The organism is Variovorax sp. LjRoot130 (assembly GCF_964253755.1).
In the GTDB taxonomy this organism is placed as follows: domain Bacteria; phylum Pseudomonadota; class Gammaproteobacteria; order Burkholderiales; family Burkholderiaceae_C; genus Variovorax.
Map to the genome: position 1 here is coordinate 4,688,517 of NZ_CAXURM020000001.1, position 25,824 is coordinate 4,714,340.

Below are 25,824 nucleotides of genomic sequence, written 5' to 3' on the forward strand. Positions count from 1 at the left end.
TGTTCCTGTGTCAGTGCCAGGCGACCAGCGCCTCGCCACTCAATTTCGTGATGCCGTCCTGGTTGGCGGTCGCGATGTGCAGCCGCACGCAGCGCCGGCCCTCGTGTTCGAACTTCTCGGCGATCCTGCCGGTGCAGCGGATGCGCTCGCCCACATGGGTGATGGCGGCGAAGCGCACATCGAGCGAACGGATCGCCGACTGCGGCACCCAGTTCGTCAACAGCCGTCCCAGCCAGGCGGCCGACAGCATGCCGTGCGCGAACACGTCCGGCATGCCGGCGGACTTAGCGAAGTCGGTGTCCACGTGGATCGGGTTGTGGTCGCCGGAAGCACCGCAGTACAGCGCCAGCGCGAGGCGGGTGATCGGTGGCAGCTCCAGCACGGGGAGCGTGTCGCCCGGTTGCAGGGTGTCCCAGGCGGGGAGGGTTGGGGTCGTCATTGCTGAAGGCCTTTGGGTTGAGTGCGGGGGGCGGGCCGAGGGCGGCGGGTGGGGCGCGCTGCGGAGCGAAGTAAAGGAGGAGGCGGCCGCAGGCCGCCGGGGGACATGAGCGGAGCAGCGCGCCCCGCCGGCCTGATCCCGCCCCGGAACCCGGTCAGCCATTGCGCACCACCGTCACGCAACGCAGTTCCGCCACCAGTTCGTCGCGCTGATTGCTCACACGCGTCTTGCGCACCACGAACTCCAGCGCGCCGCCCTTCTTGTCGTAGATGTCGTCGATGCGCTGCGAGAAGCGCAGCGTGTCGCCTGCATAAGCCATCGCGTGGTAGCCGAAGCCTTGCTCTCCGTGCAACAGGCTGCGGTAGTCCATGCCCAGCAGCTCGCGGATGGCGGCCGGGTTGGGCGATTCCATCTCCAGGCAGAAGAGGAAGGTGGGCGGCACCGGCAGGCCCGGATGCCCCGCGTCGCGGGCCGCGGCTTCGTCGATGTAGACGGGATCGGTCTGGCCGGTGGCCTTGGCGAAGAAGCGCAAGCGGCCCGCTTCCACTTCCACCTTGAAAGGTGGCAGCGTGTGGCCGATGTGGCGGCGATCGATCATCACTGTCTCTGATAGAGCGTGACGACGCAGGCGCCACCGAGGCCCAGGTTGTGCTGCAGCGCGAGGCGCGCGCCTTCCACCTGGCGCTGCTCGGCCCGGCCGCGCAGTTGCCACACCAGCTCCGCGCATTGCGCGAGGCCGGTGGCGCCGAGCGGATGGCCCTTTGAGAGCAGGCCGCCGGACGGGTTGGTCACCACGCGGCCGCCGTAGGTGTTCTCGCCCTCGACGATGAAGCGCTCCGCCGTGCCCTCGGGCGTGAGGCCCAGCGCCTCATAGGTGATCAGCTCGTTGGCGGTGAAGCAGTCATGCAGTTCCACCACGTCCAGTTCCTCGGGGCCGATGCCGGCGGCTTCGTACACCTGCTTCGCCGCGGCCGCGCTCATGTCGTAGCCCACCAGCTTGCGCATGTCCTGGCTCTCGAAGGTGGATGGCGTGTCGGTGGTCATCGCCTGCGCCGCGATCACGACGCGCATGTCCAGTCCGTGCTTCTTCGCGAACTCGGCCGAGCAGACGATCGCCGCGGCCGCGCCGCAGGTGGGCGGGCAGCACTGGAAACGGGTGAGCGGATCGAACACCAGGGGCGCGGCCATCACCTCGTCCAGCGTCAGCGTCTGGCGGAACACCGCCAGCGGATTGCGGGCCGCGTGCTGGCGCGCCTTCACCGAGATGCGGCCGAAGGTGTCGCGGCGGATGCCGTGCTGCGCCATGTAGTCGCGGCCGGCGCCGCCGAAGAACTGCGCGGCGCGCGGCGCTTCGGGGACGAAACCCTGCTTCTGCGTCATCACCTCGGCGAAGCGCGCCATCGGCGAGGGCCGGTCGTCGTAGGCGCCCTTGAGCGCGCCGGGCTGCATCTGCTCGAAGCCGAGCGCGATGGCGCATTCGACCACGCCGCTTTCGACCGCCTGGCGCGCGAGGAACAGCGCGCTCGAACCGGTGGAGCAGTTGTTGTTGAGGTTGAAGACCGGGATGCCGGTGAGCCCAACGCCGTAGAGGGCCGCCTGGCCCGCGGTGGAGTCGCCGTAGACGTAGCCCACGTAGGCCTGCTGCACCAGTTGGTAGTCGACGCCGGCGTCGTCGAGTGCGAGCTTCGCGGCGCGCGCACCCATCACGGTGTACGGGTCGCTGGCGCCGGGCTTGGTGAAGGGGATCATGCCCACGCCGACCACATGGACGGGGCGCTGCATACGTGTCATGAAAACTCCTGGATGAGATGTGTGACGATGGAGAGAAGTCTCGGCCGCCGCGTGCAATTCAACAATCGCCGATCGGCCCAAAACGATTGGCCGAAACGCTCAAGCAGGGTCGCGGTAGCGGAAGGTGCCCATGGCGCGTGCCGCCACCTCGCCGCTCGCGTCGGTGACGGTGGCTTCGCAGAAGCACACCGAGCGGCCGCCGCCGGTGGCGCGCCCCTCTGCCTGCAGCCGCCCGCTGGTGGGCCGCATGAAGGCGATGTGCATGTCGACGGTGACGACCTCGCGCGCGTAAGCCATGCGCGAGAGCGCGGCATGCGCCATCGCGCTGTCGAGCAGGGTCATCAGCACGCCACCGTGGCCGCTCGCGTGGTTGTTCAGCAGCTCGGGGCGCAGTTCCACCGACACCACGGATTCGCCGCCCTCGGCGCGTTCGACCCGCAGGCCCAGATGCTCGGAAAAGGGGACGTAGCGCTGCGGGCCGCTGCGCGGCCTGTCGCCCTCCTCACGCTGCGCGCTTGCCAGGTGCAGACTCATGCCTTCTCCCGCTTCGATGCCGCAGCCGCCGCGGTGAAGTCGCGCGGGCCGGTCAACGCGAGGCCGCCATCGACCGGAATGACCGCGCCCGTGATGTACGAGCCCCAGTCGCTGGCCAGCAGCATGGCCATGCGGCTGATGTCCTCGATGCGGCCCAGGCGCTTGAGCGGCACGCGCTGCGCCATGGCGACCATCGTCTCGTCGGTGGGCGCGAGGCGCTTCAGGCCCTCGGTGTCGGCGATCGGTCCGGGCACGATGGAGTTGATGCGGATGCCCTGCGCCCCCCACTCCAGCGCCAGCACCTGCGTCAGCATGTCCACGCCCGCCTTGGCCGCGCACACGTGGGCCTGGAAGGGCGTGGGAATGAAGGCCTGCCCGGCGGAGATCTGGATCACGCAGGCGCCGGGTTGGCGCAGATGCGCGTACGCCAGCCGGGCGACATTGAAGCTGCCCAGCAGGTCGATGTCGACCACCGTCTTGAAGGCGTTGGGCGACATGTCGAGCGCGCTCGCGAGGAAGTTGCCCGCGGCGCCCGAGACCAGCACGTCGATCGGGCCGAAACGCTCCGCCGCCTGCGCGAAGGCACGTTCCAGCGCCTCGGGCTGGCGCACGTCCGCCGGGATGCCGAGCGCCTCGGTGCCGAGGGCTTCGAGCTGCTGCGCGGCCGTCGCCACCTTGTAGTCCGAGCGGCTGAGCACCGTGATGCGCGCACCGGCGCGCGCGAAGGCCTGCGCGATGCCGAAGTTGATGCCGCTGGAGCCGCCGGCGGCGAACACGTGGCGGCCCTTGAAGTCGAAGGCGGAAAAATCCATGGCGTTCATTCCGGCTTGAAGCCGAGCTCGGTCAGCATCTTCGTATCGCGCTCGAACTGCGCCTTCGCATAAGCGGCGTAGGCCTCGCCATCGATCCATTTCGGCTGCATGTCGAACTGCTCCAGCTGACTCTGGTAGACCGGATCGGCAGCGGCCTTGCGGAAGGCAGCGGCCAGGCGGGCAGCGATCTTCGGGTCCAGGTTCTTCGGCGCGGCGAGTCCGACCGGCGAATCGATGACGAGGTCGTAGCCGAGCTCCTTCACCGTCGGCACGCCGGGATAGCGCGGGAGGCGCTCGGCGGTGAAGGTGGCCAAGAGCCGCACCTTGCCGCCCTGCACCTGCGCGCCGAAGCCGGGGTCGCCGTAGACGTCGAGGTGGCGGCCGACCACGGCGGTGAAGGCTTCGCCGCCGCCCTTGAAGGGAACCATGTTGAAGGTGGTGCCGTTCATGCGCGCGAGCCGCTCGCCGTAGATGCGGTTGATGCTGGTGGCGCCCACGGTGCCCCAGCTGATCGCGCCGGGGCGCTTCTTCGCATCGGCAAGCAGCTCGTCCAGCGTCTTCCACGGCGCGTCGTGGGCGACGACGATGCCGGTGACCATGCCGAACAGGCCGGCGAGGTACGTGAAGTCGCGCAGCGGATGCCAATTGATCTTGTGCAAGAGCGGTGCGCGGATCACGGAGTTGTGGATCACGGCCAGCGTGTAGCCGTCGGATTCGTTCATCACCGCCACCGAGCCCGGGCCGTTGATGCCGCCTGCGCCCGGCCGGTGCATCAGCACGATCGGCTGCCCGAGCTCGCGCGAAGCGGCGTCGGCCAGCGGGCGGAAGATCGGGTCGAAGGAGCCGCCCGGCGGGAACGGCATCACCAGCGTGATCGGCTTGGCGGGAAACGGGTCGGCGGCGAGCGCGGGACCGGCCGCGGCTGCGGCGCCGAGCGCGAACAAGGCGCCGAGGGCCGAGCGCCTGTGCAGGGAGCGGGTGAGCATGTTCATGGTGTCTCCTTTGTGTGGGATTGGCGGTTCAGGAAGCCTGCGGCAGCGGCAGGTAGCGGAACGTTCCCTGGGCCTGCGCGACGATGCGCCCACCGGCATCGGTAATCGAGGCGCGGCACCAGGCCACGCCGGCGTCGTGCTGCACGACCTCGCCGTCGGCCGTGAGCCGGCCGCGGCCCGGTTCGAGAAAACTGGTGTTGAGGTTGAGCGTGACCGCCGTGCGGGCGAAGTCGAACAGCGACACGGCGGCGCTGGCCATGACCACGTCGAGCAGCGTGACCAGCACCCCGCCATGCACCGCGCCGACGACGTTGCCGAGCTCCGGCCGCTCGTCGATGACGACGCGCGCGCGTCCCGCTTCGGCGAACTCGCGCCGCGCGTCCAGCAGCCGCATGAAGGGCACGCGGCCGAACAGGTTGCGGCGGTCCCCGCCCACGACCGGCTTCATCCGCGCAACTGCTCGCGCAGCACGTTCTTCAGCACTTTGCCGGCGGCCGACAGCGGCAGCTCGCGCAGGAAGCTGATGCCGCGCGGGCACTTGTAGCCGGCCAGGCGCTCGCGGCACCAGGCGCGGAGTTCGTCGGCGCTGGCGCCGGCATCGCCGGCCATCACCACCGCCGCATGCACCGCCTCGCCCCAGCGCGCGTCCGGCAGGCCGATGACCGCCGCGTGCAGGACCTGCGGATGGTTGCGCAGCGCGGCCTCCACCTCGGCGCAGTACACGTTCTCGCCGCCGGTGATGATCATGTCCTTCAGGCGATCGACGATGAAGAGATGGCCGTCGGGCAGCATGCGGCCCGCATCGCCGGTGTGCAGCCAGCCGTCGCGCAAGGCGTTGGCCGTCGCCTCGGGATTGCGCCAGTAGCCCTGCATGATCATCGGCCCGCGCGCCAGCACCTCGCCCACTTCGCCACGCGGCAGCTCGCGGCCGCTCTCGTCCGCAACGATGATCTCGGCGCCGAGACCGGCGCGGCCGACGGAGTTCAGGCGGCCGAGCGCGCGCGCCTCGGGCCGGTGGTTCGCCGGCAGGTTGATGCACACGGCGCCCGCGGTTTCGGTGAGGCCATAGGCCTGGAAGAACTCGGCGTGCGGCCAGGCGGCCAGGGCGCGATCCAGCAGGTCGGGCGGCATCGGCGCGGCACCGAAGGCGATGCGATTCAGGCTGCGCACGCGCTCGGGCGCGAACGAGGGATCCTCGAGCAGCGCCTGCAGCATGGTCGGCACGACGATGATGTCGCCGATGCGGTGCTCCGCGATCGCCTCGATCACCGAAGCGGGACGGAACTGCGCCATCGTCACGCAGTGGCCGCCGGCGATCAGCTGGCCCACCAGGCGGCCGAGCCCGGCGACGTGGAACAGCGGTGCCACCAGCAGCGACACCGAGTCCGGCGCATTGTTCAACTCGGCGGCTCTCGCGATCGATGCGGTCCAGAAGTTCGCATGACTCAGCATCACGCCCTTGGACCGGCCGGTGGTCCCGCCGGTGTAGAGGATGGCGGCGAGCGCGTCGCCGCCGGTGCGCGTGTCGGCCAGCGGATCCAGCCTGGCGCCCTCTTCTTCCAGTGCGCCCAGTGGCACCAGCGCAGGCCCGCCCTGGGGCGCGTGCGCCAGCAGCGTTTCGTCGACGAGCAGCAGCGAGGTTTCGCTGTCCTGCAGCGCGTGCGCCAGTTCGGGTGTGCTCCAGCGGATGTTCAGCGGGCAGGCGACGGCGCCCAGCCACCAGCAGGCGAGGATGGCGCGCACCAGCCGGTCGCTGTTGGGCGCGAGCAGCGCCACGCGGTCGCCGCGCCCGATGCCGCGCTTCGCCAGCGCGGCCGCATGCAGGGCCACGCCCTTCACCAGTTGCGCATGGGTGTGGCGGCGAGTACCAGCCTCGCCCAGGTGGGTGAGCGTGGTCTTGTCCGGGTCGCGCTGCAGCGCGCGATGCAGGCCTTGGGTGAGGTACACGATGGAGCCGCTTGCTTGATGAACGATGCGGCAAAGCTTAGGACGGGCCGCGGCCCGGACCCATGGCGAGAAGCGCCAAAGGGCTTGGCGAAACCGCTCAGCTGGAGGGAGTCACAGTTATTGAGCGAGCTGCGCACGTTCGCAAGACCGCGCGTACCCAGAGCGGTCCACGATTGGAACTAGGATGAAAGCATGAATAAGTCGGGCGCGAGCCAAGGCCATTCGGCATCGGAGCTCATCTCGAAAAGAATCGCCGAACTCGGGGACTGGCGCGGGGAAACCCTTGGCAGAATGCGCAAGCTCATCAAGGAAGCAGACCCGGACGTCGTCGAGGAGTGGAAGTGGATGGGCACTCCGATTTGGTCGCACGACGGCATCATCTGCACTGGCGAGCCCTACAAGAATGTCGTGAAGCTCACCTTCGCCAAGGGCGCGTCTCTGATGGATCCGGCCCGTCTCTTCAACTCGAGTCTCGACGGAAACGTACGCCGCGCGATCGACATCCACGAAGGAGAAGAAGTTGACGAGTCCGCCTTCAAGGCGCTCGTTGGCCAAGCGATCGCCCTCAACAGTTCTGGCAAGTCGAAACCTTCGAAGAAAGCGAAGTCCTAGGGGATTCCGCCGGTCAGATCAGCCATCACTGGTCTCTGGAAGCTTCGCGATCACCTTGATCTCGAACTGGAAGCCATAGAGCCACGTCACGCCGACGCGAGTCAGCGTCGGGTGCGGCGCGTTGCCCCAATACTCCGGCACCACCTTCCAGATCGTTTCGAACTTCGATTCGGGATCGACGATGAAGACGGTTACGTCGATCTCGTCGTCGAACGTGCAGCCTGCAGCCACGTCTGCGCGATTAGATTGATAACGTGCAGGAGCGCGACGACTGGGGGGCGCTCATGATCGTGCGAAGCACGGCCGCAGGGGTACAGAAAGGGTACACAAAAGATGCAGTTGGGCTACACCCCTGGACGCATGCGCGTCGTGATGTGACGCTCTCGAAGCGATCGTGCCGATCGCTCGAACGGGGTGCTCGAAGGCGCGGCGCCGAATGCGTTTGCTTAATTGTTAAGCAGCCCAACCCCCATACGCCATACGCACCTACCAGGTGCCCGGCAACCCGCACGGTTGCTCGATTGTTCGGTGTTACTTGCTCGGCAAGAGGTCACACCGATCGGGCGCAAGGCCGCATGCAGCCTTGACCCTGAGGTGTTACCGGCTTCCTGGGGGCGTTCGTCGGTACTCACGGCTGCAGCTGCCAGCGCGGGGACTGCGGTGCATCGTGTGCGCGCTATGGCTGTTGCGCCAGTTGCTCCATGGCTGGCGCACGGTCAGGATGGCGATGCCCTGAAACTGCCCGAGCGTGAGCAAATGCCGATCGCCCGAGACGATGAGCCGGGCGCGTGCGGCCACGGCGGCGGCCAGCACGGCATCGTCGTCGGGGTCATCCTTGATGGTGGGCGCGATCTTGGCCGGGCGCACCAGGCTGGCCAGCGTGGCGTAGCCATGCACGAGCTGCTCAAGCGTTGGGTCGCTGAGCTGATGGCACAACATGCGCCTGTCACCGGCCGAGGTGATTCGTGACTTGAGCGTTGAATGCGTAGTTCGGCGACCTGGTCCAGCTCGCGCACTCGCGCCCGATCCAGCGTCGCGTCGCCAAGGCGCGGCGAACCTTGCCAGCGACGGCTTTGGTCGGCATCATCGCGAGCGCTGAAGAAGGAGCCTGCTGATGAAACCGTGGATTCGCTATGCCGCCGCTCTCGCCACCTTCGTGACCGCGGCCGCCGCCGCGCAGGCAGCGGGCCTCGTGGGCAACACGCTGCCACCGGGCCTTCCTTCGATCGAAGACACCTCGCTCGCCCGGCCGCTCATTGGCTTCGGCGCCGCCGGGCCGGTGACGCGAACGCCGGTCATCTTCATTCACGGCAACAACGACACGCCGTTCCCCACCGCCTGCAACCCCTACGGGCGCGTTCAGGCGATGGCGCAATACTTCGCCGACAACGGCTATTCCACCAGCGAACTCTGGGGCGTGGGCTACCAGGGCGACCAGTGCGACCTGGCCGCGGACCAGACACGCCGTTCGAGCATCGCCCACACCAATGCGGCCAACGTGCCCGACCTGCGCCGCTTCGTGCGCGCGGTGATGGACTTCACGGGCGCCAAGCGGGTGGACATCGTCGGGCACAGCCTGGGCGTCACGCTCGCGCGTGAATGGATGCGGCAGGACGAGGTGCAACACATGGTGCGCCGCTTCGTCGCGATCGACGGGCCCAACCACGGCATCATCAACTGCTCGCCCGACCCCGCCAACTACTGGCAGGTCCCGGCGGCGGGCGGCTTCACGCCTGCGAGCGACGTGTGCCAGGAACTGGGCTCGCCCGACTCGCCCTTCCTGCGCCTGCTCAATGGCCGCAACGGGCGCAACGAGAACGACGGGCCCACGCGCGTGCTGGTGATCCGCAACGGCGATGCCAGCTTCGTCTACTTCCCGGTGCAGGACGGCTCGGTTGCGCCGGTGCCCGCCGTGGATTCGTTCGGCAGGCCGACGGACTTCTCCAGGAGCGCCAGCCTGCGCGGCGCGCGCGAGATCGTGCTCACGGGCCAGGGCGCCTACGATCCCATCCTGCGCACCGGGCACCTCGGCATCCTGAACTCGCCGCAGACCTGGCAGGCCGCGTTCGAGTTCCTGGACGACCGCATCTCCAGGGGCAAGGACGACTGAGACGAGCTCATACTTCAAGACTCCTCGGCTGCATGAAGCTGCTTTGCTCGAGAAAAGGAAAAATGATGATGCATTCGACGTTGCGTTCGACCTCTCTTGCCGCCGTGTTGGCAATGTGCGTATCGCTCGCGCACGGTGCCGGCTTTGTGTTGACCAGTCCGAGCATCAAGCCCGGCAGCATGCTCACCGAGGCCCAGGTCTTCAACGGCTTCGGCTGCACGGGCAAGAACGTGTCGCCCGCGCTGAAGTGGAGCGGCGCGCCCAAGGACACCAAGAGCTTCGCGGTGACGGTGTACGACCCGGATGCACCCACCGGGTCGGGTTGGTGGCATTGGGTGGTCTACAACATCCCGGCGACGGCTGTCGAGTTGCCGGAAGGAGCCGGGTTGCCCGACGGTAAACAACTGCCTGCCGGAAGCGTGCAGGGACGTACCGACTTCGGGGCACCGGGATTCGGCGGTGCGTGTCCGCCGAAGGGCGACAAGCCGCACCGCTATGTCTTTACGGTCTACGCGCTGAAGACTGACAAGCTCGACATTCCACCCGACGGTACCGCGGCGCTGGTGGGCTACATGATCAACGCCAACAAGCTTGCCGCGGCCACTTTCACAGCGAAGTACGGGCGCGCGAAATAGGCGTTGGCAACTGTGCTTGCCTCCATCAGCGTTCCGGCCCGTGCACCAGGCGGTACTCGCCCGGGGCCACGCCGGTCCACTGCTTGAAGGCGCGATGGAAGGTGCTGGCTTCTGAGAAGCCCACGCGGTTGGCGATGTCCAGGAGCGGCAGCGGCGTGTGCAGCAGGTATTCGATGGCGGCATCGCGGCGCAGCTCGTCCTTGATCTGCTGGAAGCCGCGGCCCTCCTCGCGCAGCCGGCGGCGCAGCGTCTGCGGCGTCACCGCGAGCGCCTCGCCCACCTCCTCCAGCGACGGCAGCTCGTTGCCCAGCTGCTTGCGCAGCAGCCGGCGAATGCGTTCGGTGAGGCTGCTGGTGTCGCGGTACTTCACGATCAGGTTGGCGGGCGAGCCGGCGAGGAATTCGCGCAGGCTCTGCGGCGACTGCACGACCGGCAGCGCCAGCCAGCGCGCATCGAACCACAGGCCGACGTGGGGCTGGCCATAGCGGATCGGCACCTGGTAGACGCGTGAGGTGTCGGTGCTCGTCTGCTCCGCCGTGTAGTCCACTTCCAGCAGCGGGATGCGGCGCGCCACCAGCCAGGAGAAGGCGTTGAAGGCGAGCAGCATGAAGGCCTTGACCGCATAGTCCAGCCGCGCGTCGGAGGCGCACCGCAGCACGAACTGAACGTGTGCGCTGCCCTCGCGGACCGTGAGGCGCGGCACGAAGTCATGCAGGAGCAGGTGATACATGGCGAAGCCGTCGCGCAACGCATCGCCGAGCGTGGCGCAGCGCACCAGTTGGCGCATGCACTGGCCGAAGCTTCCGGGCGGCAGCGGGTGGCTCAGCAGGCCCCAGATCTCGTCGCGCAGTTCGCGCCGCAAGGCGCGGATCAGCAGCGCGTACTGGCGCTGCGAGATGCGCGCCAGCGGCGACTCCAGCAGCGAGGGGGCGATGCCCGCCCGTGCCAGCAGGGGTGCCGCATCGAGCCCGCGATGGCGCGCGCCCATCAGGATGCTGTGCACCTGCTGGATGGCAACGGTGTGGTGGGTGAGCGTCATCGATGGCGGCCGCCGCGGCTCGGCCGACGATTGTAGGCAGCGCCATTCAGTCAACGGCGCCTGCCGCCCGCAGCGCAGCCACGGCCGAGGCGTCCAGTCCTGCCTCGCGCAGGATCTCCTCGGTGTGCTCCCCGGCGTGCGGGGCCGGCCGCGGAGCGGACGGCTCGAAGCCGGTCATCTTGACGGGACAGCCGAGCTGCGGCGCTGCCGCATCGCCGCCCGCAACGCGCATGCCGCGCGCGCGGAAGTGCGGATGGGCGAGGGCCTCGTCGATGCGCAGCACCGGCGTCACGCAGCCGGCGCCGTCGTGGAACAGGCTGCGCCAGTGCGCGAGCGGCCGCGCACCGAAGATGGCGGCCAGCTCGGCGCGCAGGCCTTCCTCGGTCGCGGGGTCGCCGCTGCGGTGCAGCGGCGCGAGATCGGGGCGCTCCAGCGTGCGGCAGAGCTCCTCCCAGAACTTCGGTTCCAGCGCGCCGACCGCGAGCTGCCGGTCGTCGGCGGTGCGATAGAAGCCGTAGCAGGCGAGCGCACCCGTCAGCGCGCTGTGGCCGGTCTGCGGCACCTGGCCGTGCTGGTGCAGGCCGGCCAGCGGCAGCACCGCGTGGGCGAGCACGCCATCGGCCATGGCGATGTCCACATGCCGTCCGCGGCCGCTGCGTGCGGCATCGAACAGCGCGGCGAGAATCCCTGCCACCGCCGTCATGGTGCCTCCCAGCAGATCGGCCACCGGCAGGTTCGAAAGGGCCGGCCCCGCGGCGTTGCCGATCTGGTCGGCCACGCCGGCCAGCGCCGCGTAGTTCAGGTCGTGTCCCGGCGTGTCGCGCAACGGCCCGGTCTGGCCGAAGCCGCTGATGCTGCAGTAGACGATGCGCGGGTTGACGGCCGCCACCGCTTCGTAGCCCACTCCCAGCCGCTGCATCACGCCGGGCCGGAAGCCTTCCACCAGCACGTCGGCATCGCGGCACAGGCGCAGCAGCGTGGCCACGCCATCGGCGTGCTTGAGGTCGATGCGGATCGCGCGCTTGTTGCGGTTGACGAGCGCGCGCACGGCGGGGCTGGCGTAGTCGCCGGCGCCGGTGTCCTCGATCTTGACGACGTCGGCGCCGAGGTCGGCGAGGTGCATCGCGCCGAGCGGGCCCGGCAGCAGCCGGGTCAGGTCCAGCACGCGCACGCCTGCCAGCGGTGCGCCGCCGGGTGCGCGCGCCGGGGATTCAGGGGAAGAGCTCATGAGGTCTGCAATCTAAACGGCGCCCAACACCCCGGCAATGGCGGCACCGGTCGCGTCGATTGGCGAAAAGCGTCAGGAGCGGCTATCTCCTGGCAGGCTTCTTCGCGCCTCGGCGCACCGAGCGTTGCCGCACGGTTGAGCCCGAGCCGCGCAACGCACGTGCCGGGGCCACATCGTGCTGGCTGGCCCGCAGCTTGAAATCGCAGGTCTCGACGGCCAACTCGACAATGCGCGCCAGTGCAGGGCTGGCATCGTCGCTTCGATAGACCGCGCTGTAGACCAGCGGCGGCGGCATGGGGTCGCTCTTGACGACGCGCAGCAAACCGCTCTTGATGTCCGGCCGCACATAGTCGAGCGCCTGTTGGCTGATGCCGAAGCCGCTGATGGTCAGTTCGCGCAAGACGGTCGTACTGTTGGTCAGCAGAACCTTGCCGAAGCGGAAGCCGTGCTCCGCGCGCCAGGCCTCATAGAACTTGTTCTTCGAGGCGCCGGCGGGCTGCTCGATCACGGGGTAGTCGGCAAACTCGTGCGGCTTCAGGGCCCGGTTCGGGATGCCGAGTCGCGGACTCGCGATCCAGGCCTGGTCGACCTGCCCGACCTTGATCGTCTCGAAGGCCTGGCCCCAGAAGGTGCCGGGCATGATGGACAGATCGAGCTTGTTGGCTTCGAGGCGTTCGAACAGCGTCAGGCCCGCATCCACCACCGGCTCGAGCGTCACATGGGGATGCAGCTTCTGAAGAAGCTGGATCAGGCGCGTGAGCCATGTCATCGCGATCAGCTCCGTCACGCCCACGCGGAAGGTGCCGCGCAGCGTCTTGTCCACGCTGATGTCATGTTGAATGCGCTGCCACAGGCGCTGGGCTTCTTCCGCGAGCGGCAGCAACTCTCGGCCGGCCTGGGCCAGCTCCAGCCCGTGGGAGGTGCGGTGCAGCAAGGGCCCACCCAGCGACGCCTCGAGTTCCGCCAACCTCTTGGAGATGGCCGACTGCGTGGTGTGCAGCTTCACCGCCGCGGCGCTGAAGCTCTGAAGCTTGGCGCTGAAGAGAAAGGCCTCCAGCTGCTTGAAGGTGAAGTTCATTCCAGCGGAATGTACGCCCAAGGTCCATCGCAGGAATAAAAGGAATAGCCGGATCCTCCGATTTCTCGTTTGTCCTGCGGCGCATGGCCTTTGATACTGCGTCCATGCTCCACATCGCGCCACGCCTGAATCGAATCAAGCCGTCTCCCAGTTCCATGGCCGGCCAGAGAGCGCGCGAGCTGCGCGCGATGGGCCGGGACATCCTGGGCTTGACTGCGGGCGAACCCGATTTCGAGACACCCCAGCACATCAAGGAGGCGGCCATCCGTGCCATGGCTGCCGGCCAGACCCGGTATACGGATGTGGGCGGCACGCCGGCGCTGAAGGAGGCGATCGCCGGCAAGTTCCGAAACGAGAACAGGCTGGCTTACGCGCCGAGCGAGATCATCGTCGGCAGCGGCGCCAAGCAGGTGATCTTCAACGCCCTCATGTGCACGGTGGCGGCGGGCGACGAGGTCATCGTGCCGGCGCCCTACTGGGTGTCGTACCCGGACATCGCGCTGCTGGCCGGTGGCGTTCCGGTGTTCGTCGACTGTTCGGCCGAAAACGGCTTCAAGCTCCGGCCCGCGGATCTCGAGCGTGCCATCACCGGCCAGACACGGTGGCTGATGCTCAACTCGCCGAACAATCCGAGCGGAGCGACCTACACGCGCGCCGAGCTTCAGGCGCTGGCCGAGGTGCTCCGGCGCCATCCCCACGTCTGGATACTGACCGACGACATCTACGAGCACCTCATCTACGGCGATGTCGAGTTCGCCACCATGGCCCAGGCGGCGCCCGATCTCAAGGACCGCACCCTCACGGTGAATGGCGTTTCCAAGGCCTATGCGATGACGGGTTGGCGCATCGGCTACGGCGCCGGGCCTTCGGAGCTGATCAAGGCGATGGTCAAGCTCCAGTCGCAGAGCACCTCCGGCCCAAACTCGATCGCCCAGGCTGCGGCCGTCGCAGCACTCACGGGACCGCAGGACATCGTGGCCACGAATCGGCGCGAATATCAGAAGCGACGCGACACGGTGGTGGCGGCGCTCAACGCCATCGACGGCATCCATTGCGAAGTGCCCGATGGCGCGTTCTACGTCTTCGCTTCATGCAGCGCGCTGTTCGGCCTTCGCACGCGCAAGGGGGCAACGATCGACAGCAGCGACGACTGGGTGATGCACCTGCTCGATTCGCAGGATCTGGCGGCGCTGCAAGGCAGCGCCTACGGCGTGCCGACGCACTTCCGCCTCTCCTTTGCCGCCAGCACCGAACAGCTGCTGGAGGGTTGCCGGCGCATTGCACGGGCGCGCGACGAACTCTCGGGCTAAGCCATCACCTCATCCTTGCCTCCATGTCGAATTGAACCAGGAACCGCCATGAAACTCCGATCGCTTCTGAAGCTCTTGCCGGCCCTCGCCGCAAGCATCGCCTGGCTGGGCGCCACCCGGGCGTGGGCGACCGATCCTTTCCCGTCGAAGCCGGTGAAGATCCTGGTCGGCTTCTCGCCCGGCGGCTCCAACGACGTCGTCGCACGCCTGATCGCGCCGAAGCTGGCGGAAGGGCTCGGCGCGCAAGTCGTGGTCGACAACCGGCCCGGCGCCGGCGGCAACATCGCGGCATCGGCGATGCTCGCCGCACCCGCGGACGGACACACGCTGCTGATGTGCACCACGGGGACCCTGTCGATCCAGCCGCATGTGCTCAAGAGCATGCCCTTCGATCCAGAGAAGGACATCGTGCCGGTCACGCAGGTCACCAACGCGCCCTACATGCTGATGGTCAACGCGACCCTGCCCGTGAAGAGCGTCAAGGAACTCGTCGCCTACGCCAAGCAGAAGCCCGGCGAAATCAACTTCGCTTCTTCGGGAACGGCAACCGGGGGCCACTTGGCAGGCGAGATGCTGAAGACGCGCGCAGGCATCGACATCGTCCACGTGGCCTACAAAGGCACCGGCCAGGCGATGACGGATCTGCTGGCAGGCCAGGTCTCGATGATCTTCGACCAGCCCGTCAGCTCGATGCAGTACGCGCGCTCGGGCAAGCTCCGCGCCTTGGCGGTGGCCAGTGCGCGCCGGTTGACGGCCTTCCCTGACATTCCGACCGTGATGGAAGCCGGCGTTCCGGACTTCGAACCCGTGACGTGGGCAGGCATTTGCGCGGCCAGGAACACGCCGCCCGCCATCGTCGAGCGCATCCAGCGCGAAGTCGCCAAGGTGCTCGCGATGCCCGAGATCGCCAAGCGGCTCGCCGCCGACGGCCTGGAACCGGTTGGGAGCACCCCCGAGCAGTTTCGTGCGTTCCTGGTTGCCGACAAGCGCAAATGGGGCCGCGTGGTGAAGGACGCCGACGTCAAGGCCGAGTGAGAACAAGACGATGAGCCATCTCCCCGATATCGTTCGCGACTTCCAGCGCGTTCCGCCTGATCTGGTCCAGCAGGCTTCGGCCTTCCAGCCCGCCATCCTGGCCGACGTTGCAGGCCGCCGAGGTGCCCTGCACGGCCGCATCCAGGCCTTGCGTCACCGGATGAAGCTGGCCGGCAGCGCGCTCACGGTGGAAGTGCGGCCGGGCGACAACCTGATGATCCACGCCGCCATCGCGCTGGCCAAGCCCGGCGACGTGCTGGTGATCGACGGCAAGGGCGACCAGAGCGCTGCCCTGATGGGCACCATCATGATGAACGCCTGCAGGCAGGTCGGCATCGCCGGCGTGGTGATCGACGGCGCGGTGCGCGACAGCGTCGAGATCGAAGAGATGGACTTTCCCGTTTTCTCGGTCGGCACCAATCCCAATGGCCCGACGAAGCTGGCGTCGGGGCGGATCGGACATCCAGTGTCCGTCGGCGGCGTGGCCGTCCGTCCGGGTGATCTTGTTGTTGGCGATGCCGACGGCGTGGTCGTGGTCGAGCGGGAGAAGGTAGAGGCGCTTCTTCAGGCGGCAAGAAGGAAAGTTGCGGACGAAGCCGCGCGCATCGATGCCATCAAGAAAGGAGATACGGCTGCCAAGTGGCTGGACTCCGCGCTGCGCAACGCGGGTGTGCTCAAGGAAAACGAGAAGCTGTAGGTCGAGCGCCTGCAGTCTGTTCCGCATCCATCAACCAGGCGGCTTCGTGCAGCAGCCCGCGCAGCCAGACCAGTCCCGGGTCGTGGGTGCGGTACTTGTGCCATTGCATCGCCTGCTCCATCCTGGGCATCGGTACGGGCAACGCATGCAGCTTCAAGGGCTGAGCGGACCGCGCCGGTCAGCTTCGGGACGATCGGCAGTTCCGTCTCGCGCGGCAGGATCGACTCGGGATGCACCTCCAGCACGCCTGCCCTGCGCAAGGCTTGCAAGAACCCGACGCATCGAGAAAACGACTGCTGACTCAGATCAGCCAGCTCGCTCGCGTTCAATTCGCACCGCGAAAGCAGGCTCGCCATCCGAACATTGCCGGAGTCGTTGCCCCGCAGCGCGGCTGGAGGCCAGCGGCGAAGCATGAAGCGGACCGAATCGGAGACTTCCATCTCCATTGCAGTCTGCTCATCCGTGGTCGGGAGCGCCGGTTGCGCTGCGAGCAGCTCACGTTCGGTGTTCTTCAACCATTGCTGAAGCTTTTCGGCGCGAATCGGCCGTTCGAGCGTATTCGGCAGATCGCCTGAACTCATGCGAGTGAGCGTGAGCACCGCTCTTGCCATGGCAGCGGCCTCGGGACACCCGCCTTCGGTCGTGGTCCCGTCGACCAGCAGCGCGTCGTACGGCGGCACATCGACCAGCTTCCATGGGAAGGCGCCGTCGTGCGCAGACAGCCGCACGATCGTTTGAATCACGACGACTTCGGCGGCGGGCAGCCGATGGACGCCAAGCCTCAGCGTGGACATGCGTTGCCCTCGAGGCCGCACTGCGCTGGGTTGAAGCGGAATGCGGGGTCAGGCAAGTGTGGGACGAATACAAAACAAGGACACGGCGCGAGAAGTCATATGACTCGGGTGACTCGAAGAAGCGGTGGAGCCTATGAGCGCCGAGCCCACTAGTAAAATTGATTGTGTCGAATGCGACATATCGATGCCGCCGATACTTGTGGGGCTATCCGCAAGGAAGGCCGTGAAGACGACGGCGCGACCAAGTCTTCGTCGGCCCGCCGCACCGCTGCGCTACAGCGGTTCAGCCCGCAGCATGCCGCCGGCACGCACGAAGTTGCCTCCGCCGAGGTGATGGATGGTCTGCAAGTCGGCGTTGTCCTCGTGAAACAACCAATGCCCGCCGGCGAAGATGCGCGCGTCGGCCGCCGCGGCGACCACCTCGCCGAAGCAGGTGTCGTAGGCATCTTCGGTATGCGGCTCGCGGATCAGCCTGCATTCCAGCCAGGCGGCGCAGCCCGCCTCGAGCAGGGGCATGCCCAGCACGGGCCCGCGGCTCGCCGCGATGCCGTGGCGCTCGAACTTGTCGAGCGTGCGGCCGCTCGTGTTGCCGAGCGCGTAGGTGAGGTCGACCAGCGCCGTGCCGGGCAGGCAGATGCCGAACGCGCCACTGGCGGCGACGAGCTCGCGCGTGTAGGTCCGCTTGTCGATCACCACCGCGATACGCGGCGGCGTGAACTCTACCGGCATCGACCAGGCGGCGGCCATGACGTTGCGGCGGGCGCCGTCGGCACTCGTCACCAGCACGGTCGGGCCATGGTTGACGAGGCGGCTCGCGTGTTCGAGCGCGACAGGCTGAAAATGATTCATGACAGGCATCCAGTTACTTGCGGGCCCCGGCGCTCGTCAGCGTGAACTCTTCCGTGGGCTTGTCGTTCGGGATCGCCCAGACAGCCTTCGTCGCCTCCGATGCCGGCAAGTTGACGATCGCGCCGGCAGGGGGAATGGGCTTCATGAACCACTTGTCGTAGAGCTGCGCGATCTCGCCGGACTTCATCATCCCCCGCAGCGTGTTGTCGATGCTTTGCTTGAAGGCAGGGTCGTCCTTGCGAAGCATGATGGCGATCGGCTCCACGCCAAGAACCTCGCCCACGATCTTGTAGTCCGCAGGATTGCGCGCCTTGGCGATATTGCCGGCCAGTACCTGGCTGTCCATCACAAAGGCGTCCGCCCGGCCCGAGTCGAGGTTGAGCATGCTGTCGGTGTGGTCCTTGCCGAAGATTTCCTGGAAGTCGACTCCCGCGGCCTTCTCATGCTTGCGCAGCAATTGCACACTCGTCGTTCCGGTCGTTGTTGCCACTCCGCGGCCACGCAGCTGGTTGATCGACTGGATGCCCGAGCTGGCCTTGACTGCCATGCGGACTTCTTCGACGAATGTCGTGAGGGCGAACGCCACCTGCTGCTGCCGCGCGGCATTGTTCGTCGTCGAGCCACACTCGATATCGATCGTGCCGTTCTGCAGCAGCGGGATGCGATTCGAAGACGACACCGGCGCGTACTTGATATCGAGCTGGGGCAGACCCAGCTGCTTCTGAATGTCGGCCAGGGCACGCTGGCACAGGTCGATATGGAAGCCGACGTACTTTCCGTAGCCGGTCGTGTACGACAGCGCACCCGACGACTCGCGAACGCCCATCCTGACAACCCCCGTCTCCCTGATCTTCTGCAACGTATCGGCCTGGGCTGCGCAGGCGCACGCGGCGGCAACGATGGCGAGTATCGCTTTCTTCATTTGGCGAAGAGCATTTCGATGTTGGCGAAGGCCTTGAGCTCCAGCGCATTGCCGGAGGGATCGAGGAAGAACATCGTGGCCTGCTCGCCGGGCTCGCCCTTGAAGCGGATGTACGGCTCGATCACGAACTCGACGCCCTGCGCCCTCAGGCGAGCCGCCATCGCTTCCCATTCGGACATCGGCAGCACGATGCCGAAGTGGCGTACCGGCACGCCATGGCCGTCGACTGCGTTGCGCTGCGCCACACCCGTCTCGTCGGGCGCCAGGTGGGCGACGATCTGGTGGCCGTAGAAGTTGAAGTCGACCCAGTCGTCCGCGCTGCGGCCTTCGGGGCAGCCCAGCAGCTCGCCGTAGAACTTGCGGGCCAGCGCGATGTCGTGCACCGGAAAGGCCAGGTGAAAGGGGGACATCATGGCCGGGTTGGTGGTCGGAGTCAGCATGGTGGTGGGGCTTGGTGTGGATGAGGATGCGTGATCCTAGGGTCGGATGAGGAAAAGAAAAATCAATATATATTTGACAGATGCATCAATGGAATTTGTGAATGATCCGCGAGCTGAAGACCTTCGTCGCCGTGGCCCGGGAAGGCACCTTCGCCGCTGCCGGCCAAAAGATCGGCCTGACGCAAGCGGCGGTCAGCGCGCAGATGCAGCGGCTGGAGGCCGAACTTGGTTTCGCGCTTTTCGACCGCACCGGCCGTTCGGCCCGCCTGAACGCCATGGGCCAGGAGACCCTGGAGCAGGCCACGGAGCTGATTCGCCTCTACGCCAATCTGGGTTCGCGCCATGCCGGCCCGCGCGCGACTGTGCCCGTCAGCATCGGCGCGATCGCGTCGGCGCAGCGCCTGCTGTTGGCCGAGGCGCTGACCAGCCTCCACAAGCAGTCGCCGGACTGCCGCACGCGCGTGATTCCCGGCCTGTCGATGGCGCTGCTGAACCTGGTCGATGCAGGCGAGATCGACATGGCCATCGTCATCCGTCCACCGTTCGCCCTGCAAAGCGACCTGCGCTGGACCACGCTGGCGCATGAACCATTCCGCCTGCTGGTGCCGCGACATGTCGAGGGGAGCGACTGGGCGGAACTGCTGTCCAGCCAGCCCTTCGTGCGCTACGACCGCGCTTCTTTCGGCGGTCGGCAGGTCGACCGCTTTCTGCGCGCCGCGCACTTGAGCGTGCAGGAGATCTGCGAGCTCGATGAGTTGGACGCGATCGTGCGGCTGGTGGCCAACGGCCTGGGGGTGGCCTTGGTGCCGCAGACCGCTACGCACCGGCGCTGGCCTGCCGCGGTACGCGCCATCGATCTCGGCCGCCACACATTCCACCGCGACATCGGGCTGGTGCATCGCTCGAGCCGCAATCTGACCGGGTCCGCGAGCCTGCTGGCGCAGTTGGTCTGCGCGGCCTACAGCGGCAGCCTGTAGCTCACCGCTAACCCGTTGCACCAAACGAAACGGCCCCTCGGGGCCGTTGTCCGTGAGAGCCGCGGCGCCGCCGCGGGGCACTTACTTCTTGGTCTTCTTGGTAGGTGCAGCTTTCTTGGCGACCGGCTTCGCTGCAGCCTTGTCAGCCTTGCGTTTTGCTGCCTTGGGGTCGATGGCGGCTTTGAACGCGGAGCCGGGAACGAACTTCGGAAGCTTTGCCGCAGCAATCTTGATTTTTTCGCCAGTGCTGGGATTCAAGCCCGTGCGGGCTGCACGAGCGACTTGCTTGAACGTTCCAAAACCAACGAGTTGGACGGGATCACCCTTCTTGACAGCCGCGACGATGGAGCCAGTGACGGTCTCAAGAATGCGCGCAGCCTCGGCCTTGCTGACGGTGTGTGCGGTCGCGATTTTCTCGACCAGTTCAATACGATTCACAGATTTCCTTGGAGTAGTTCGCCTTGTTGCCAAAGGCGGCGCAGCCAACCAGACTGGCTGCAAGCGGCGCGGAGTGTAGCCGAGGTCTGCAAACCCTTGGTCAGCCGGCCTTCGATGCGCTCGTGGCAACCGATGCGCCCCATAGGCGCGGCTTGCCTTCCCAGACCGAGAAGCCGCTGATGCGCTTGCGCACCGCCCAGGCGTCGAGGCCGTTGTACAGCATGATCAGCGGCACCTGCCGGATCATCTGCGCGTGGATCTGATCGAACAGTGCCTGGCGCTTCTTTGGGTCGGCTTCGGCAAAGCTCTCGTCGATCAGCTTGAGCGCCTGCGGATCTTCCCAGACCTTGCGCGACTGCTTGTCCTTGGGGCCCGCGAACTGCTCGTAGCTCAGCGCCGGATCGAGGCGCGACGAGTACGTGAACGAGCTGATCTGGTAGTTGCCACTGTTGTAGCGGTCGAGCTGCGTGGCCCACTCCAGCACCTCGATCTGCGCGTTGATGCCGACAGACTGCATCATGGCCTGCGCGAGCACCGCCACGGTGTAGCTCGGCACGTGAGCGCGCTTGTTGGTCTGGATGGTGATCTTCTCGCCCTTGTAGCCTGCTTCGCGCAGCAGCTTCGCCGCCAGCGCCGGGTCGTAGCGGTAGCCCTTCTTCTGCGCCGCGCCGTAAAAGGCCGACCCCTTGTGGATCGCCGAGTTGTTGACCGAGCCGAGGCCCTCGGAAGCCGCCGCCACGATCTGCTCCATGTCGAAGGAGGCGGCGATGGCCTGGCGCAGTTTCTCGTTCTTCAGTAGCGGGTCGCGGGTCTGGATCAGCAGCACGTTCTTGGTGGCCTGGCCGGGCGTCTGCACGGCGAGCTTGCTGTCGGTCTTGAGTTCCTGCACGTCGCTCGCGGTGATCTGGCCCGCATCGATGGCGCCGGACTTCAAACCTGCGGTGGCAGTGGACCCATCGGGCACGACGAGGAAGCGCACCGTGTCCACCAGCGGCGCCTTCAGGCCAACGTAGCCGTCGGCCTTGCTGCCGGGCGGCGAGGTGTAGCCCTTGAAGGCCGTGACGGTGACGTACTCGCCGCGTTTCCATTCGCCGAGCTTGAAGGGGCCGGTGCCCACCGGCTTGTCCCAGCTGCCGTCGGCCTTGACCGAGCTGCGATGAAGAATGGCCGTCATGCCGCAATCGGTGCGCGACAGCGTGTCGAGAAAGATCGCCGAGGGCTTGTTGATCTTCATGACGAAGGTGGCGGCGTCGGGTGTCGAGGTTTCGACCACTTTGAGGCCACCGCGGCCGTCGAACTCGCTGAGGCAGCGCCAGTCGGTCTTCGGGTCCATGTAGCGCTTCCAGCTCCAGTCCACGTCGGCCGAGGTGAGCGGCGCGTCGTTGTGGAACTTCACGCCCTTGCGCAGGCGAAAGGTGTAGGTCAGGCCGTCCTTCGACATCTCCACCGACTGCGCGAGCAGCGGGCCCACGCTGCCGTCCTGGCGGTAGCCCACCAGCCCCTCGACCATGTGCAGCACGATGCCGTCGGTGGTGTTGTCGCGGTTGACGCCGGGGTTGGTGGAGCGGATGTCGGCCGGCTGCGCGACCGTCACGGAGGTCTGGGCGAAGGCGGTGGCGCAGGCGATGGATGCGCCGCCGATGGCAGCGAGACGGATGAGAAGACGGGGCATGGTGGCGTACTCCTGCGAAGTCAGTATGGGAAAAGGGCTCTCAGGCCGCAACGGCGGCGCCGAAGCGCCAGCGCAGCCGCACGCCGCCGCTGTCGGTGGACTCGAGTGCCGGAATGGCCGAGAGCAGCTTGCGCGTGTAGTCCTGCTGCGGATGGTCGAACACCGCGTCGCGCGTGCCCTGCTCGACGATGCGTCCGTCCTGCATCACGATCACCCGGTCGGCCACCTGCTCCACCACGCCGAGGTCGTGGCTGATGAAGAGGCACGAGAAGCCGTGGCGCTTCTGCAGTTCGGCGAACAGTGCGAGCACCTGCGCGCGCACCGTCACGTCGAGCGCCGAGACCGGCTCGTCGGCGATCACGAATTCGGGCCGGCGCACGACCGCGCGCGCGATCGCCACGCGCTGCCGCTGGCCACCCGAGAGCTCGTGCGCGTGGCGCGGCGCGAAGCCCGATCCGAGGCCCACCTCGTCGAGCACTTCCTGCACGCGCCGCCCCTTGTCGACGGCAGACATGTTCCGCAGCAACCGCAGGCCTTCGCCCACCAGCTGGCCGATGGTCATGCGCGGGTCGAGCGAGGCGTACGGGTCCTGGAAAACCATCTGGCACTGCAGCCGGTAGTCGAACCAGCGGGGGTCCGAGCGCGCGATCTGCCGGCCGCGGAACAGGATCTCGCCGCCGCTGGGCCGCAGCAGCCCGGCGATGGCGCGCCCCAGCGTGGTCTTGCCCGAGCCCGAGCCGCCGACGACCGCCACCACCTCGCGCGGGCGCACCGCCAGGTCGATGCCGTGCAGCGCGCGCTTGGGTACCGCCTTGGCGAAGAGCCGGCGATGACCGGGATAGTCGACGACGAGGTTGCGCACCTCGACCACCGGCGCTTCCTCCGCCACCGGCCGCGCGGGTAGGCGCCGCGGCATGGCCTCGAGCAGCTCGCGCGTGTAGGGGTGTTGCGGGCGCGCAAGCAGGTCGTCGGTGTTGCCGATCTCCTTCACCTCGCCGTGCCGCATCACGACCACGCGCTGGGTGAAGCGGGCCACCATCGGCAGGTCGTGGCTGATCATCAGCACGGCGGTGCGGTGCTCGCGCGTGAGGCCGACCATCAGCTCCAGCACGTCGCGCTGCACCACGGCGTCGAGCGCGGTGGTGGGCTCGTCGGCGATCAGCAGCGCGGGCTGCAGCAGCATCACCGAGGCCAGCATCATCCGCTGTCGCATGCCGCCCGAGAACTCGTGCGGCCACGCACCGAGCGCGGCCTGCGGATCGCGAATGCCGACGCGCGCGAGCATGTCGAGGATCAGCGCGCGGCGCGCATCCGGCGGCAGCTCGCGCCGGTGCAGCGCCAGCGCCTCGCCGAGCTGGCGGCCGATGGTCATCGACGGGTTGAGCGAGGTCATGGGCTCCTGGAACACCATGCCGACCCGCAGGCCGCGCAGCTCGCGCAACCGCTGCGGCCTTGCCTGCGCAAGGTCTTCACCCTCGAAGAGGATGCGGCCTGCGGTGCGCACCAGCGGCGGCGGCGTGAGGCCCATGATGGCGCGCGCGGCCTGCGTCTTGCCGCTGCCGGATTCGCCGACGATGCCGACCATCTCGCCGGGCGCGATGTCGAACGAGACCTTGCGCACGATCTCGCGGCCGCCCGCGCCGACGGCGAGCGTGAGGCCCTCCACGCTGACCAGAGGTGTCGTCGTCATTGCACGCCTTTCATGCGCGGATCGAGCCAGTCGCGCACCGCATCGCCTAGCAGGTTGATGCCGAGCAGCGTCAGCGCGATGCACAGGCCGGGAAGAATCGAAAGATGGCTGGCCTGCGCCATGAAGGGCCGCGCCGAGGAGAGCATGTTGCCCCATGTGGGCGCCGGCGGCGGCACGCCGAGGCCCAGGAACGAGAGAGCGCTCTCGGCCAGGATCACCCAGCCGAACATCGAGGTGGCCAGCACCGTCAGCGGCGCGGTGCAGTTGGGCAGCACGTGCCGGAACATGGTGTAGAGCTCGGAGTTGCCGAGCACGCGCGAGGATTCGATGAACTCCTTCTCGCGCAGCGACAGCACCGTGCCGCGCACGATGCGGGTGACCGAGGGCGTGTAGGCCAGGCCCAGCGCGAGGATGATGCCGTACTGGTTGGCGCCGACCACCGCGAGCAGGCCCAGCGCCAGCAGCAGGCCGGGGAAGGCCAGCAGCGCATTGTTGAAGGCCATCACGATGCGGTCGGTCCAGCCGCGCAGGAAGCCGGTCAGCACGCCGACGATGCTGCCCGCGACGATGGAGAAGCTCACCGTCAGCAGGCTGATCCAGACGCTCGTCGAGGCGCCGGCCATGAGGCGCGAGAATTCGTCGCGGCCGAATTCGTCGGTGCCCAGCAGGTAGCTGCCGCCCGGCGGCCTGAGGCGGGAACCGAAGTTGATTCGCAGCGGATCGTGCGGCGTCCAGAACTGACTCAATACCGCCGCGAGTGCGACGGCGCCGACGATCAGGATGCCCACCAGGGCATTGAGGGGAATGCGTTGCTTGCGGAATTTCATTCGACAGCCACCCGTGGGTCGAAGATCGGATAGCAAAGGTCGATGACGAGGTTCACCGACACGTAGACCGCGGCGACGAACAGCAGGCAGCCCTGGATCACCGGGTAGTCGCGCGCGAAGATCGCGTCCACCAGCAGCCGGCCGAGGCCGGGAATGGTGAACACCGTCTCGACCACCGCGATGCCGCCGAGCAGGTTGCCGAGCACGAGCCCGATCAGCGTCCAGGTCGGGCCGAATGCGTTCTTGAAGGCATGGCGCATCAGCACCGCACGCTCCGACAGGCCCTTGGCGCGCGCGTGGGTGATGTAGTCGAGGCGCAGCACCTCGAGCGTGCTGGCGCGCGCCATGCGCATCAGCACGCCGATCTCATGCAGGAAAAGCGTGAGCACTGGCAGCACCAGGTAAAGCAGGCCGGCCCTCCAGTCTTCGGCGAGCGACACGTAGCCGACCACCGGCAGCCAGCCCAGCTTGAGGCCGAACAGCAGCAACAGCAGCAGGCCGAGCCAGAACGTCGGGATCGACACCAGCAGCGTGGCCGAGCCGACGAGCAGCAGGTCGGGTGCGCGGTTCTGCTTCCAGGCGGCGATCATGCCGGCGGGCACCGCCACCAGCGCGGCCAGCGCCACCGCGGCCAGCACGATGCGGCCGCTGATGAGGAAGCGCTCGGCCACCAGCGGCAGCACGTCCTGGCCGCTGTTGATCGAGGTGCCGAGGTCGCCCTGTAGCACGCGGCCGAACCAGATGCCGAACTGGGCCGGCACCGAGCGGTCCAGACCCAGACGGGCGCGCAGGTCCGCAAGGCTGGCGGGCGTGGCCAGGTCGCCGAGCAGCAATTGCGCGGGGTCGCCGGGAATGAGCCGTATCAGGATGAAGACCGACACCGCCACGATGAGCAGTGTGGGAATCGCCATCGCGATGCGGGCCGCAGCGAAACGGAACATGGGCCTGTCTCCTTG

27 protein-coding genes and 1 pseudogene are annotated in these 25,824 nt (G+C 67.4%); 7 read left to right on the forward strand and 21 right to left on the reverse strand.

Going from position 1 to position 25,824, the window contains the following annotated elements:
- Positions 1 to 10 precede the first annotated feature (10 nt).
- From ACSQ86_RS23405 to ACSQ86_RS23440, 8 genes are all read right to left on the reverse strand, one after another.
- Positions 11 to 439, reverse strand: coding sequence for a MaoC family dehydratase (locus tag ACSQ86_RS23405; protein ID WP_436305261.1), 429 nt, complete (start codon positions 437 to 439; stop codon positions 11 to 13).
- A 154-nt stretch (positions 440 to 593) separates the two neighbouring features.
- Positions 594 to 1,037, reverse strand: coding sequence for a MaoC family dehydratase N-terminal domain-containing protein (locus tag ACSQ86_RS23410; RefSeq protein ID WP_093111954.1), 444 nt, complete (start codon positions 1,035 to 1,037; stop codon positions 594 to 596).
- A complete protein-coding gene (locus tag ACSQ86_RS23415) occupies positions 1,037 to 2,221 on the reverse strand; it encodes a lipid-transfer protein (RefSeq protein WP_436306345.1) in 1,185 nt (394 codons plus the stop codon). The genes ACSQ86_RS23410 and ACSQ86_RS23415 overlap by 1 nt, the downstream gene beginning before the upstream one ends.
- Positions 2,222 to 2,329: 108 nt before the next feature.
- Positions 2,330 to 2,764, reverse strand: a complete 435-nt coding sequence (locus tag ACSQ86_RS23420) for a PaaI family thioesterase (RefSeq protein ID WP_436305263.1) — start codon at positions 2,762 to 2,764, stop codon at positions 2,330 to 2,332.
- Complete coding sequence (locus ACSQ86_RS23425; protein WP_436309664.1) at positions 2,761 to 3,576, reverse strand: SDR family oxidoreductase; 816 nt, start codon at positions 3,574 to 3,576, stop codon at positions 2,761 to 2,763. Before ACSQ86_RS23425 ends, ACSQ86_RS23420 begins: the two co-directional genes overlap by 4 nt.
- A 5-nt stretch (positions 3,577 to 3,581) precedes the next feature.
- The gene (locus ACSQ86_RS23430; RefSeq protein WP_093111962.1) at positions 3,582 to 4,568 is read right to left on the reverse strand and encodes a tripartite tricarboxylate transporter substrate binding protein; all 987 of its coding nucleotides are present in this window, start codon (positions 4,566 to 4,568) and stop codon (positions 3,582 to 3,584) included.
- A gap of 28 nt (positions 4,569 to 4,596) precedes the next feature.
- Complete coding sequence (locus tag ACSQ86_RS23435) at positions 4,597 to 5,016, reverse strand: PaaI family thioesterase (protein WP_436296496.1); 420 nt, start codon at positions 5,014 to 5,016, stop codon at positions 4,597 to 4,599.
- Positions 5,013 to 6,515: a class I adenylate-forming enzyme family protein gene (locus tag ACSQ86_RS23440; RefSeq protein WP_436305265.1), complete on the reverse strand. Its 1,503-nt coding sequence runs from the start codon at positions 6,513 to 6,515 to the stop codon at positions 5,013 to 5,015. The genes ACSQ86_RS23435 and ACSQ86_RS23440 overlap by 4 nt, the downstream gene beginning before the upstream one ends.
- Positions 6,516 to 6,707: 192 nt before the next feature.
- Between ACSQ86_RS23440 and ACSQ86_RS23445 the strand changes: the two genes are divergently transcribed.
- Positions 6,708 to 7,127: a DUF1801 domain-containing protein gene (locus ACSQ86_RS23445; RefSeq protein ID WP_436305266.1), complete on the forward strand. Its 420-nt coding sequence runs from the start codon at positions 6,708 to 6,710 to the stop codon at positions 7,125 to 7,127.
- Between the two features lie 18 nt (positions 7,128 to 7,145).
- Here ACSQ86_RS23445 and ACSQ86_RS23450 read toward each other — a convergent pair.
- Together ACSQ86_RS23450 and ACSQ86_RS23455 are read right to left on the reverse strand one after the other, a co-directional pair.
- Positions 7,146 to 7,355: pseudogene (locus ACSQ86_RS23450) on the reverse strand (Rid family hydrolase); the annotation flags it as partial.
- Positions 7,356 to 7,724: 369 nt separating this feature from the next.
- Positions 7,725 to 8,066 (reverse strand): hypothetical protein, encoded by a 342-nt coding sequence (locus ACSQ86_RS23455; RefSeq protein ID WP_436309665.1) that lies wholly within the window; start codon positions 8,064 to 8,066, stop codon positions 7,725 to 7,727.
- 175 nt (positions 8,067 to 8,241) lie between these two features.
- On the opposite strand from ACSQ86_RS23455, the gene ACSQ86_RS23460 reads away from it, so the two are divergent.
- Together ACSQ86_RS23460 and ACSQ86_RS23465 are read left to right on the forward strand one after the other, a co-directional pair.
- Positions 8,242 to 9,237, forward strand: a complete 996-nt coding sequence (locus ACSQ86_RS23460) for a hypothetical protein (protein ID WP_436305268.1) — start codon at positions 8,242 to 8,244, stop codon at positions 9,235 to 9,237.
- Positions 9,238 to 9,302: 65 nt separating this feature from the next.
- Complete coding sequence (locus ACSQ86_RS23465) at positions 9,303 to 9,872, forward strand: YbhB/YbcL family Raf kinase inhibitor-like protein (protein ID WP_436305269.1); 570 nt, start codon at positions 9,303 to 9,305, stop codon at positions 9,870 to 9,872.
- A gap of 25 nt (positions 9,873 to 9,897) precedes the next feature.
- On the opposite strand, the gene ACSQ86_RS23470 is transcribed toward ACSQ86_RS23465, so the two are convergent.
- The 3 genes from ACSQ86_RS23470 to ACSQ86_RS23480 form a co-directional block, all read right to left on the reverse strand.
- The gene (locus tag ACSQ86_RS23470; RefSeq protein ID WP_436305270.1) at positions 9,898 to 10,911 is read right to left on the reverse strand and encodes an AraC family transcriptional regulator; all 1,014 of its coding nucleotides are present in this window, start codon (positions 10,909 to 10,911) and stop codon (positions 9,898 to 9,900) included.
- A 46-nt stretch (positions 10,912 to 10,957) separates the two neighbouring features.
- A complete protein-coding gene (locus ACSQ86_RS23475; RefSeq protein WP_436305271.1) occupies positions 10,958 to 12,139 on the reverse strand; it encodes a CaiB/BaiF CoA transferase family protein in 1,182 nt (393 codons plus the stop codon).
- An 82-nt stretch (positions 12,140 to 12,221) separates the two neighbouring features.
- Positions 12,222 to 13,217: a LysR family transcriptional regulator gene (locus ACSQ86_RS23480; RefSeq protein ID WP_436305272.1), complete on the reverse strand. Its 996-nt coding sequence runs from the start codon at positions 13,215 to 13,217 to the stop codon at positions 12,222 to 12,224.
- 104 nt (positions 13,218 to 13,321) lie between these two features.
- On the opposite strand from ACSQ86_RS23480, the gene ACSQ86_RS23485 reads away from it, so the two are divergent.
- From ACSQ86_RS23485 to ACSQ86_RS23495, 3 genes are read left to right on the forward strand one after another with little or no spacing between them, the layout of a single operon-like run.
- Positions 13,322 to 14,527 carry a pyridoxal phosphate-dependent aminotransferase gene (locus ACSQ86_RS23485; RefSeq protein WP_436305273.1) on the forward strand — a complete coding sequence of 402 codons (1,206 nt, stop codon included), beginning with the start codon at positions 13,322 to 13,324 and terminating at the stop codon, positions 14,525 to 14,527.
- A gap of 48 nt (positions 14,528 to 14,575) precedes the next feature.
- Entirely contained in the window at positions 14,576 to 15,562 is a 987-nt protein-coding gene (locus tag ACSQ86_RS23490) for a Bug family tripartite tricarboxylate transporter substrate binding protein (protein ID WP_436305274.1), read from the forward strand.
- Positions 15,563 to 15,572: 10 nt separating this feature from the next.
- Entirely contained in the window at positions 15,573 to 16,259 is a 687-nt protein-coding gene (locus ACSQ86_RS23495; protein ID WP_436305275.1) for an RraA family protein, read from the forward strand.
- Positions 16,260 to 17,326: 1,067 nt separating this feature from the next.
- Here the strand turns inward: ACSQ86_RS23495 and ACSQ86_RS23500 are convergent.
- From ACSQ86_RS23500 to ACSQ86_RS23510, 3 genes are read right to left on the reverse strand one after another with little or no spacing between them, the layout of a single operon-like run.
- Positions 17,327 to 17,902 (reverse strand): flavin reductase family protein, encoded by a 576-nt coding sequence (locus tag ACSQ86_RS23500; protein ID WP_436305276.1) that lies wholly within the window; start codon positions 17,900 to 17,902, stop codon positions 17,327 to 17,329.
- Positions 17,903 to 17,915: 13 nt separating this feature from the next.
- The gene (locus tag ACSQ86_RS23505) at positions 17,916 to 18,824 is read right to left on the reverse strand and encodes an amino acid ABC transporter substrate-binding protein (protein WP_436305277.1); all 909 of its coding nucleotides are present in this window, start codon (positions 18,822 to 18,824) and stop codon (positions 17,916 to 17,918) included.
- Positions 18,821 to 19,264 (reverse strand): VOC family protein, encoded by a 444-nt coding sequence (locus ACSQ86_RS23510; RefSeq protein ID WP_093109622.1) that lies wholly within the window; start codon positions 19,262 to 19,264, stop codon positions 18,821 to 18,823. Before ACSQ86_RS23510 ends, ACSQ86_RS23505 begins: the two co-directional genes overlap by 4 nt.
- Before the next feature lie 101 nt (positions 19,265 to 19,365).
- Between ACSQ86_RS23510 and ACSQ86_RS23515 the strand changes: the two genes are divergently transcribed.
- Entirely contained in the window at positions 19,366 to 20,241 is an 876-nt protein-coding gene (locus ACSQ86_RS23515) for a LysR family transcriptional regulator (RefSeq protein WP_093109623.1), read from the forward strand.
- An 81-nt stretch (positions 20,242 to 20,322) separates the two neighbouring features.
- On the opposite strand, the gene ACSQ86_RS23520 is transcribed toward ACSQ86_RS23515, so the two are convergent.
- The 5 genes from ACSQ86_RS23520 to ACSQ86_RS23540 all read right to left on the reverse strand — a co-directional run bounded on the left by ACSQ86_RS23520 (position 20,323) and on the right by ACSQ86_RS23540 (position 25,809).
- A complete protein-coding gene (locus ACSQ86_RS23520; protein WP_170855696.1) occupies positions 20,323 to 20,712 on the reverse strand; it encodes an HU family DNA-binding protein in 390 nt (129 codons plus the stop codon).
- A gap of 67 nt (positions 20,713 to 20,779) precedes the next feature.
- Entirely contained in the window at positions 20,780 to 22,351 is a 1,572-nt protein-coding gene (locus tag ACSQ86_RS23525) for an ABC transporter substrate-binding protein (RefSeq protein WP_436305278.1), read from the reverse strand.
- Positions 22,352 to 22,391: 40 nt separating this feature from the next.
- Positions 22,392 to 24,041: an ABC transporter ATP-binding protein gene (locus tag ACSQ86_RS23530; protein WP_093109626.1), complete on the reverse strand. Its 1,650-nt coding sequence runs from the start codon at positions 24,039 to 24,041 to the stop codon at positions 22,392 to 22,394.
- On the reverse strand, positions 24,038 to 24,868 hold the full coding sequence (locus ACSQ86_RS23535) for an ABC transporter permease (protein ID WP_436305279.1): 831 nt from the start codon (positions 24,866 to 24,868) through the stop codon (positions 24,038 to 24,040). The genes ACSQ86_RS23530 and ACSQ86_RS23535 overlap by 4 nt, the downstream gene beginning before the upstream one ends.
- Positions 24,865 to 25,809, reverse strand: coding sequence for an ABC transporter permease (locus ACSQ86_RS23540; protein WP_436305280.1), 945 nt, complete (start codon positions 25,807 to 25,809; stop codon positions 24,865 to 24,867). The genes ACSQ86_RS23535 and ACSQ86_RS23540 overlap by 4 nt, the downstream gene beginning before the upstream one ends.
- Positions 25,810 to 25,824: the final 15 nt, after the last annotated feature.

What these genes read in the sequence shown, in the direction of transcription:
- ACSQ86_RS23510 (WP_093109622.1), bottom strand. Translation starts at nt 19,264, where the DNA reads ATGCTGACTCCGACCACCAACCCGGCCATGATGTCCCCCTTTCACCTG.
- ACSQ86_RS23405 (WP_436305261.1), bottom strand. Translation starts at nt 439, where the DNA reads ATGACGACCCCAACCCTCCCCGCCTGGGACACCCTGCAACCGGGCGAC.
- ACSQ86_RS23465 (WP_436305269.1), top strand. Translation starts at nt 9,303, where the DNA reads ATGATGCATTCGACGTTGCGTTCGACCTCTCTTGCCGCCGTGTTGGCA.
- ACSQ86_RS23420 (WP_436305263.1), bottom strand. Translation starts at nt 2,764, where the DNA reads ATGAGTCTGCACCTGGCAAGCGCGCAGCGTGAGGAGGGCGACAGGCCG.
- ACSQ86_RS23410 (WP_093111954.1), bottom strand. Translation starts at nt 1,037, where the DNA reads ATGATCGATCGCCGCCACATCGGCCACACGCTGCCACCTTTCAAGGTG.
- ACSQ86_RS23535 (WP_436305279.1), bottom strand. Translation starts at nt 24,868, where the DNA reads ATGAAATTCCGCAAGCAACGCATTCCCCTCAATGCCCTGGTGGGCATC.
- ACSQ86_RS23430 (WP_093111962.1), bottom strand. Translation starts at nt 4,568, where the DNA reads ATGAACATGCTCACCCGCTCCCTGCACAGGCGCTCGGCCCTCGGCGCC.
- ACSQ86_RS23425 (WP_436309664.1), bottom strand. Translation starts at nt 3,576, where the DNA reads ATGGATTTTTCCGCCTTCGACTTCAAGGGCCGCCACGTGTTCGCCGCC.
- ACSQ86_RS23495 (WP_436305275.1), top strand. Translation starts at nt 15,573, where the DNA reads ATGAGCCATCTCCCCGATATCGTTCGCGACTTCCAGCGCGTTCCGCCT.
- ACSQ86_RS23525 (WP_436305278.1), bottom strand. Translation starts at nt 22,351, where the DNA reads ATGCCCCGTCTTCTCATCCGTCTCGCTGCCATCGGCGGCGCATCCATC.
- ACSQ86_RS23470 (WP_436305270.1), bottom strand. Translation starts at nt 10,911, where the DNA reads ATGACGCTCACCCACCACACCGTTGCCATCCAGCAGGTGCACAGCATC.
- ACSQ86_RS23480 (WP_436305272.1), bottom strand. Translation starts at nt 13,217, where the DNA reads ATGAACTTCACCTTCAAGCAGCTGGAGGCCTTTCTCTTCAGCGCCAAG.
- ACSQ86_RS23455 (WP_436309665.1), bottom strand. Translation starts at nt 8,066, where the DNA reads ATGTTGTGCCATCAGCTCAGCGACCCAACGCTTGAGCAGCTCGTGCAT.
- ACSQ86_RS23505 (WP_436305277.1), bottom strand. Translation starts at nt 18,824, where the DNA reads ATGAAGAAAGCGATACTCGCCATCGTTGCCGCCGCGTGCGCCTGCGCA.
- ACSQ86_RS23475 (WP_436305271.1), bottom strand. Translation starts at nt 12,139, where the DNA reads ATGAGCTCTTCCCCTGAATCCCCGGCGCGCGCACCCGGCGGCGCACCG.
- ACSQ86_RS23530 (WP_093109626.1), bottom strand. Translation starts at nt 24,041, where the DNA reads ATGACGACGACACCTCTGGTCAGCGTGGAGGGCCTCACGCTCGCCGTC.
- ACSQ86_RS23540 (WP_436305280.1), bottom strand. Translation starts at nt 25,809, where the DNA reads ATGTTCCGTTTCGCTGCGGCCCGCATCGCGATGGCGATTCCCACACTG.
- ACSQ86_RS23435 (WP_436296496.1), bottom strand. Translation starts at nt 5,016, where the DNA reads ATGAAGCCGGTCGTGGGCGGGGACCGCCGCAACCTGTTCGGCCGCGTG.
- ACSQ86_RS23485 (WP_436305273.1), top strand. Translation starts at nt 13,322, where the DNA reads ATGCTCCACATCGCGCCACGCCTGAATCGAATCAAGCCGTCTCCCAGT.
- ACSQ86_RS23445 (WP_436305266.1), top strand. Translation starts at nt 6,708, where the DNA reads ATGAATAAGTCGGGCGCGAGCCAAGGCCATTCGGCATCGGAGCTCATC.
- ACSQ86_RS23460 (WP_436305268.1), top strand. Translation starts at nt 8,242, where the DNA reads ATGAAACCGTGGATTCGCTATGCCGCCGCTCTCGCCACCTTCGTGACC.
- ACSQ86_RS23515 (WP_093109623.1), top strand. Translation starts at nt 19,366, where the DNA reads ATGATCCGCGAGCTGAAGACCTTCGTCGCCGTGGCCCGGGAAGGCACC.
- ACSQ86_RS23500 (WP_436305276.1), bottom strand. Translation starts at nt 17,902, where the DNA reads ATGAATCATTTTCAGCCTGTCGCGCTCGAACACGCGAGCCGCCTCGTC.
- ACSQ86_RS23490 (WP_436305274.1), top strand. Translation starts at nt 14,576, where the DNA reads ATGAAACTCCGATCGCTTCTGAAGCTCTTGCCGGCCCTCGCCGCAAGC.
- ACSQ86_RS23415 (WP_436306345.1), bottom strand. Translation starts at nt 2,221, where the DNA reads ATGCAGCGCCCCGTCCATGTGGTCGGCGTGGGCATGATCCCCTTCACC.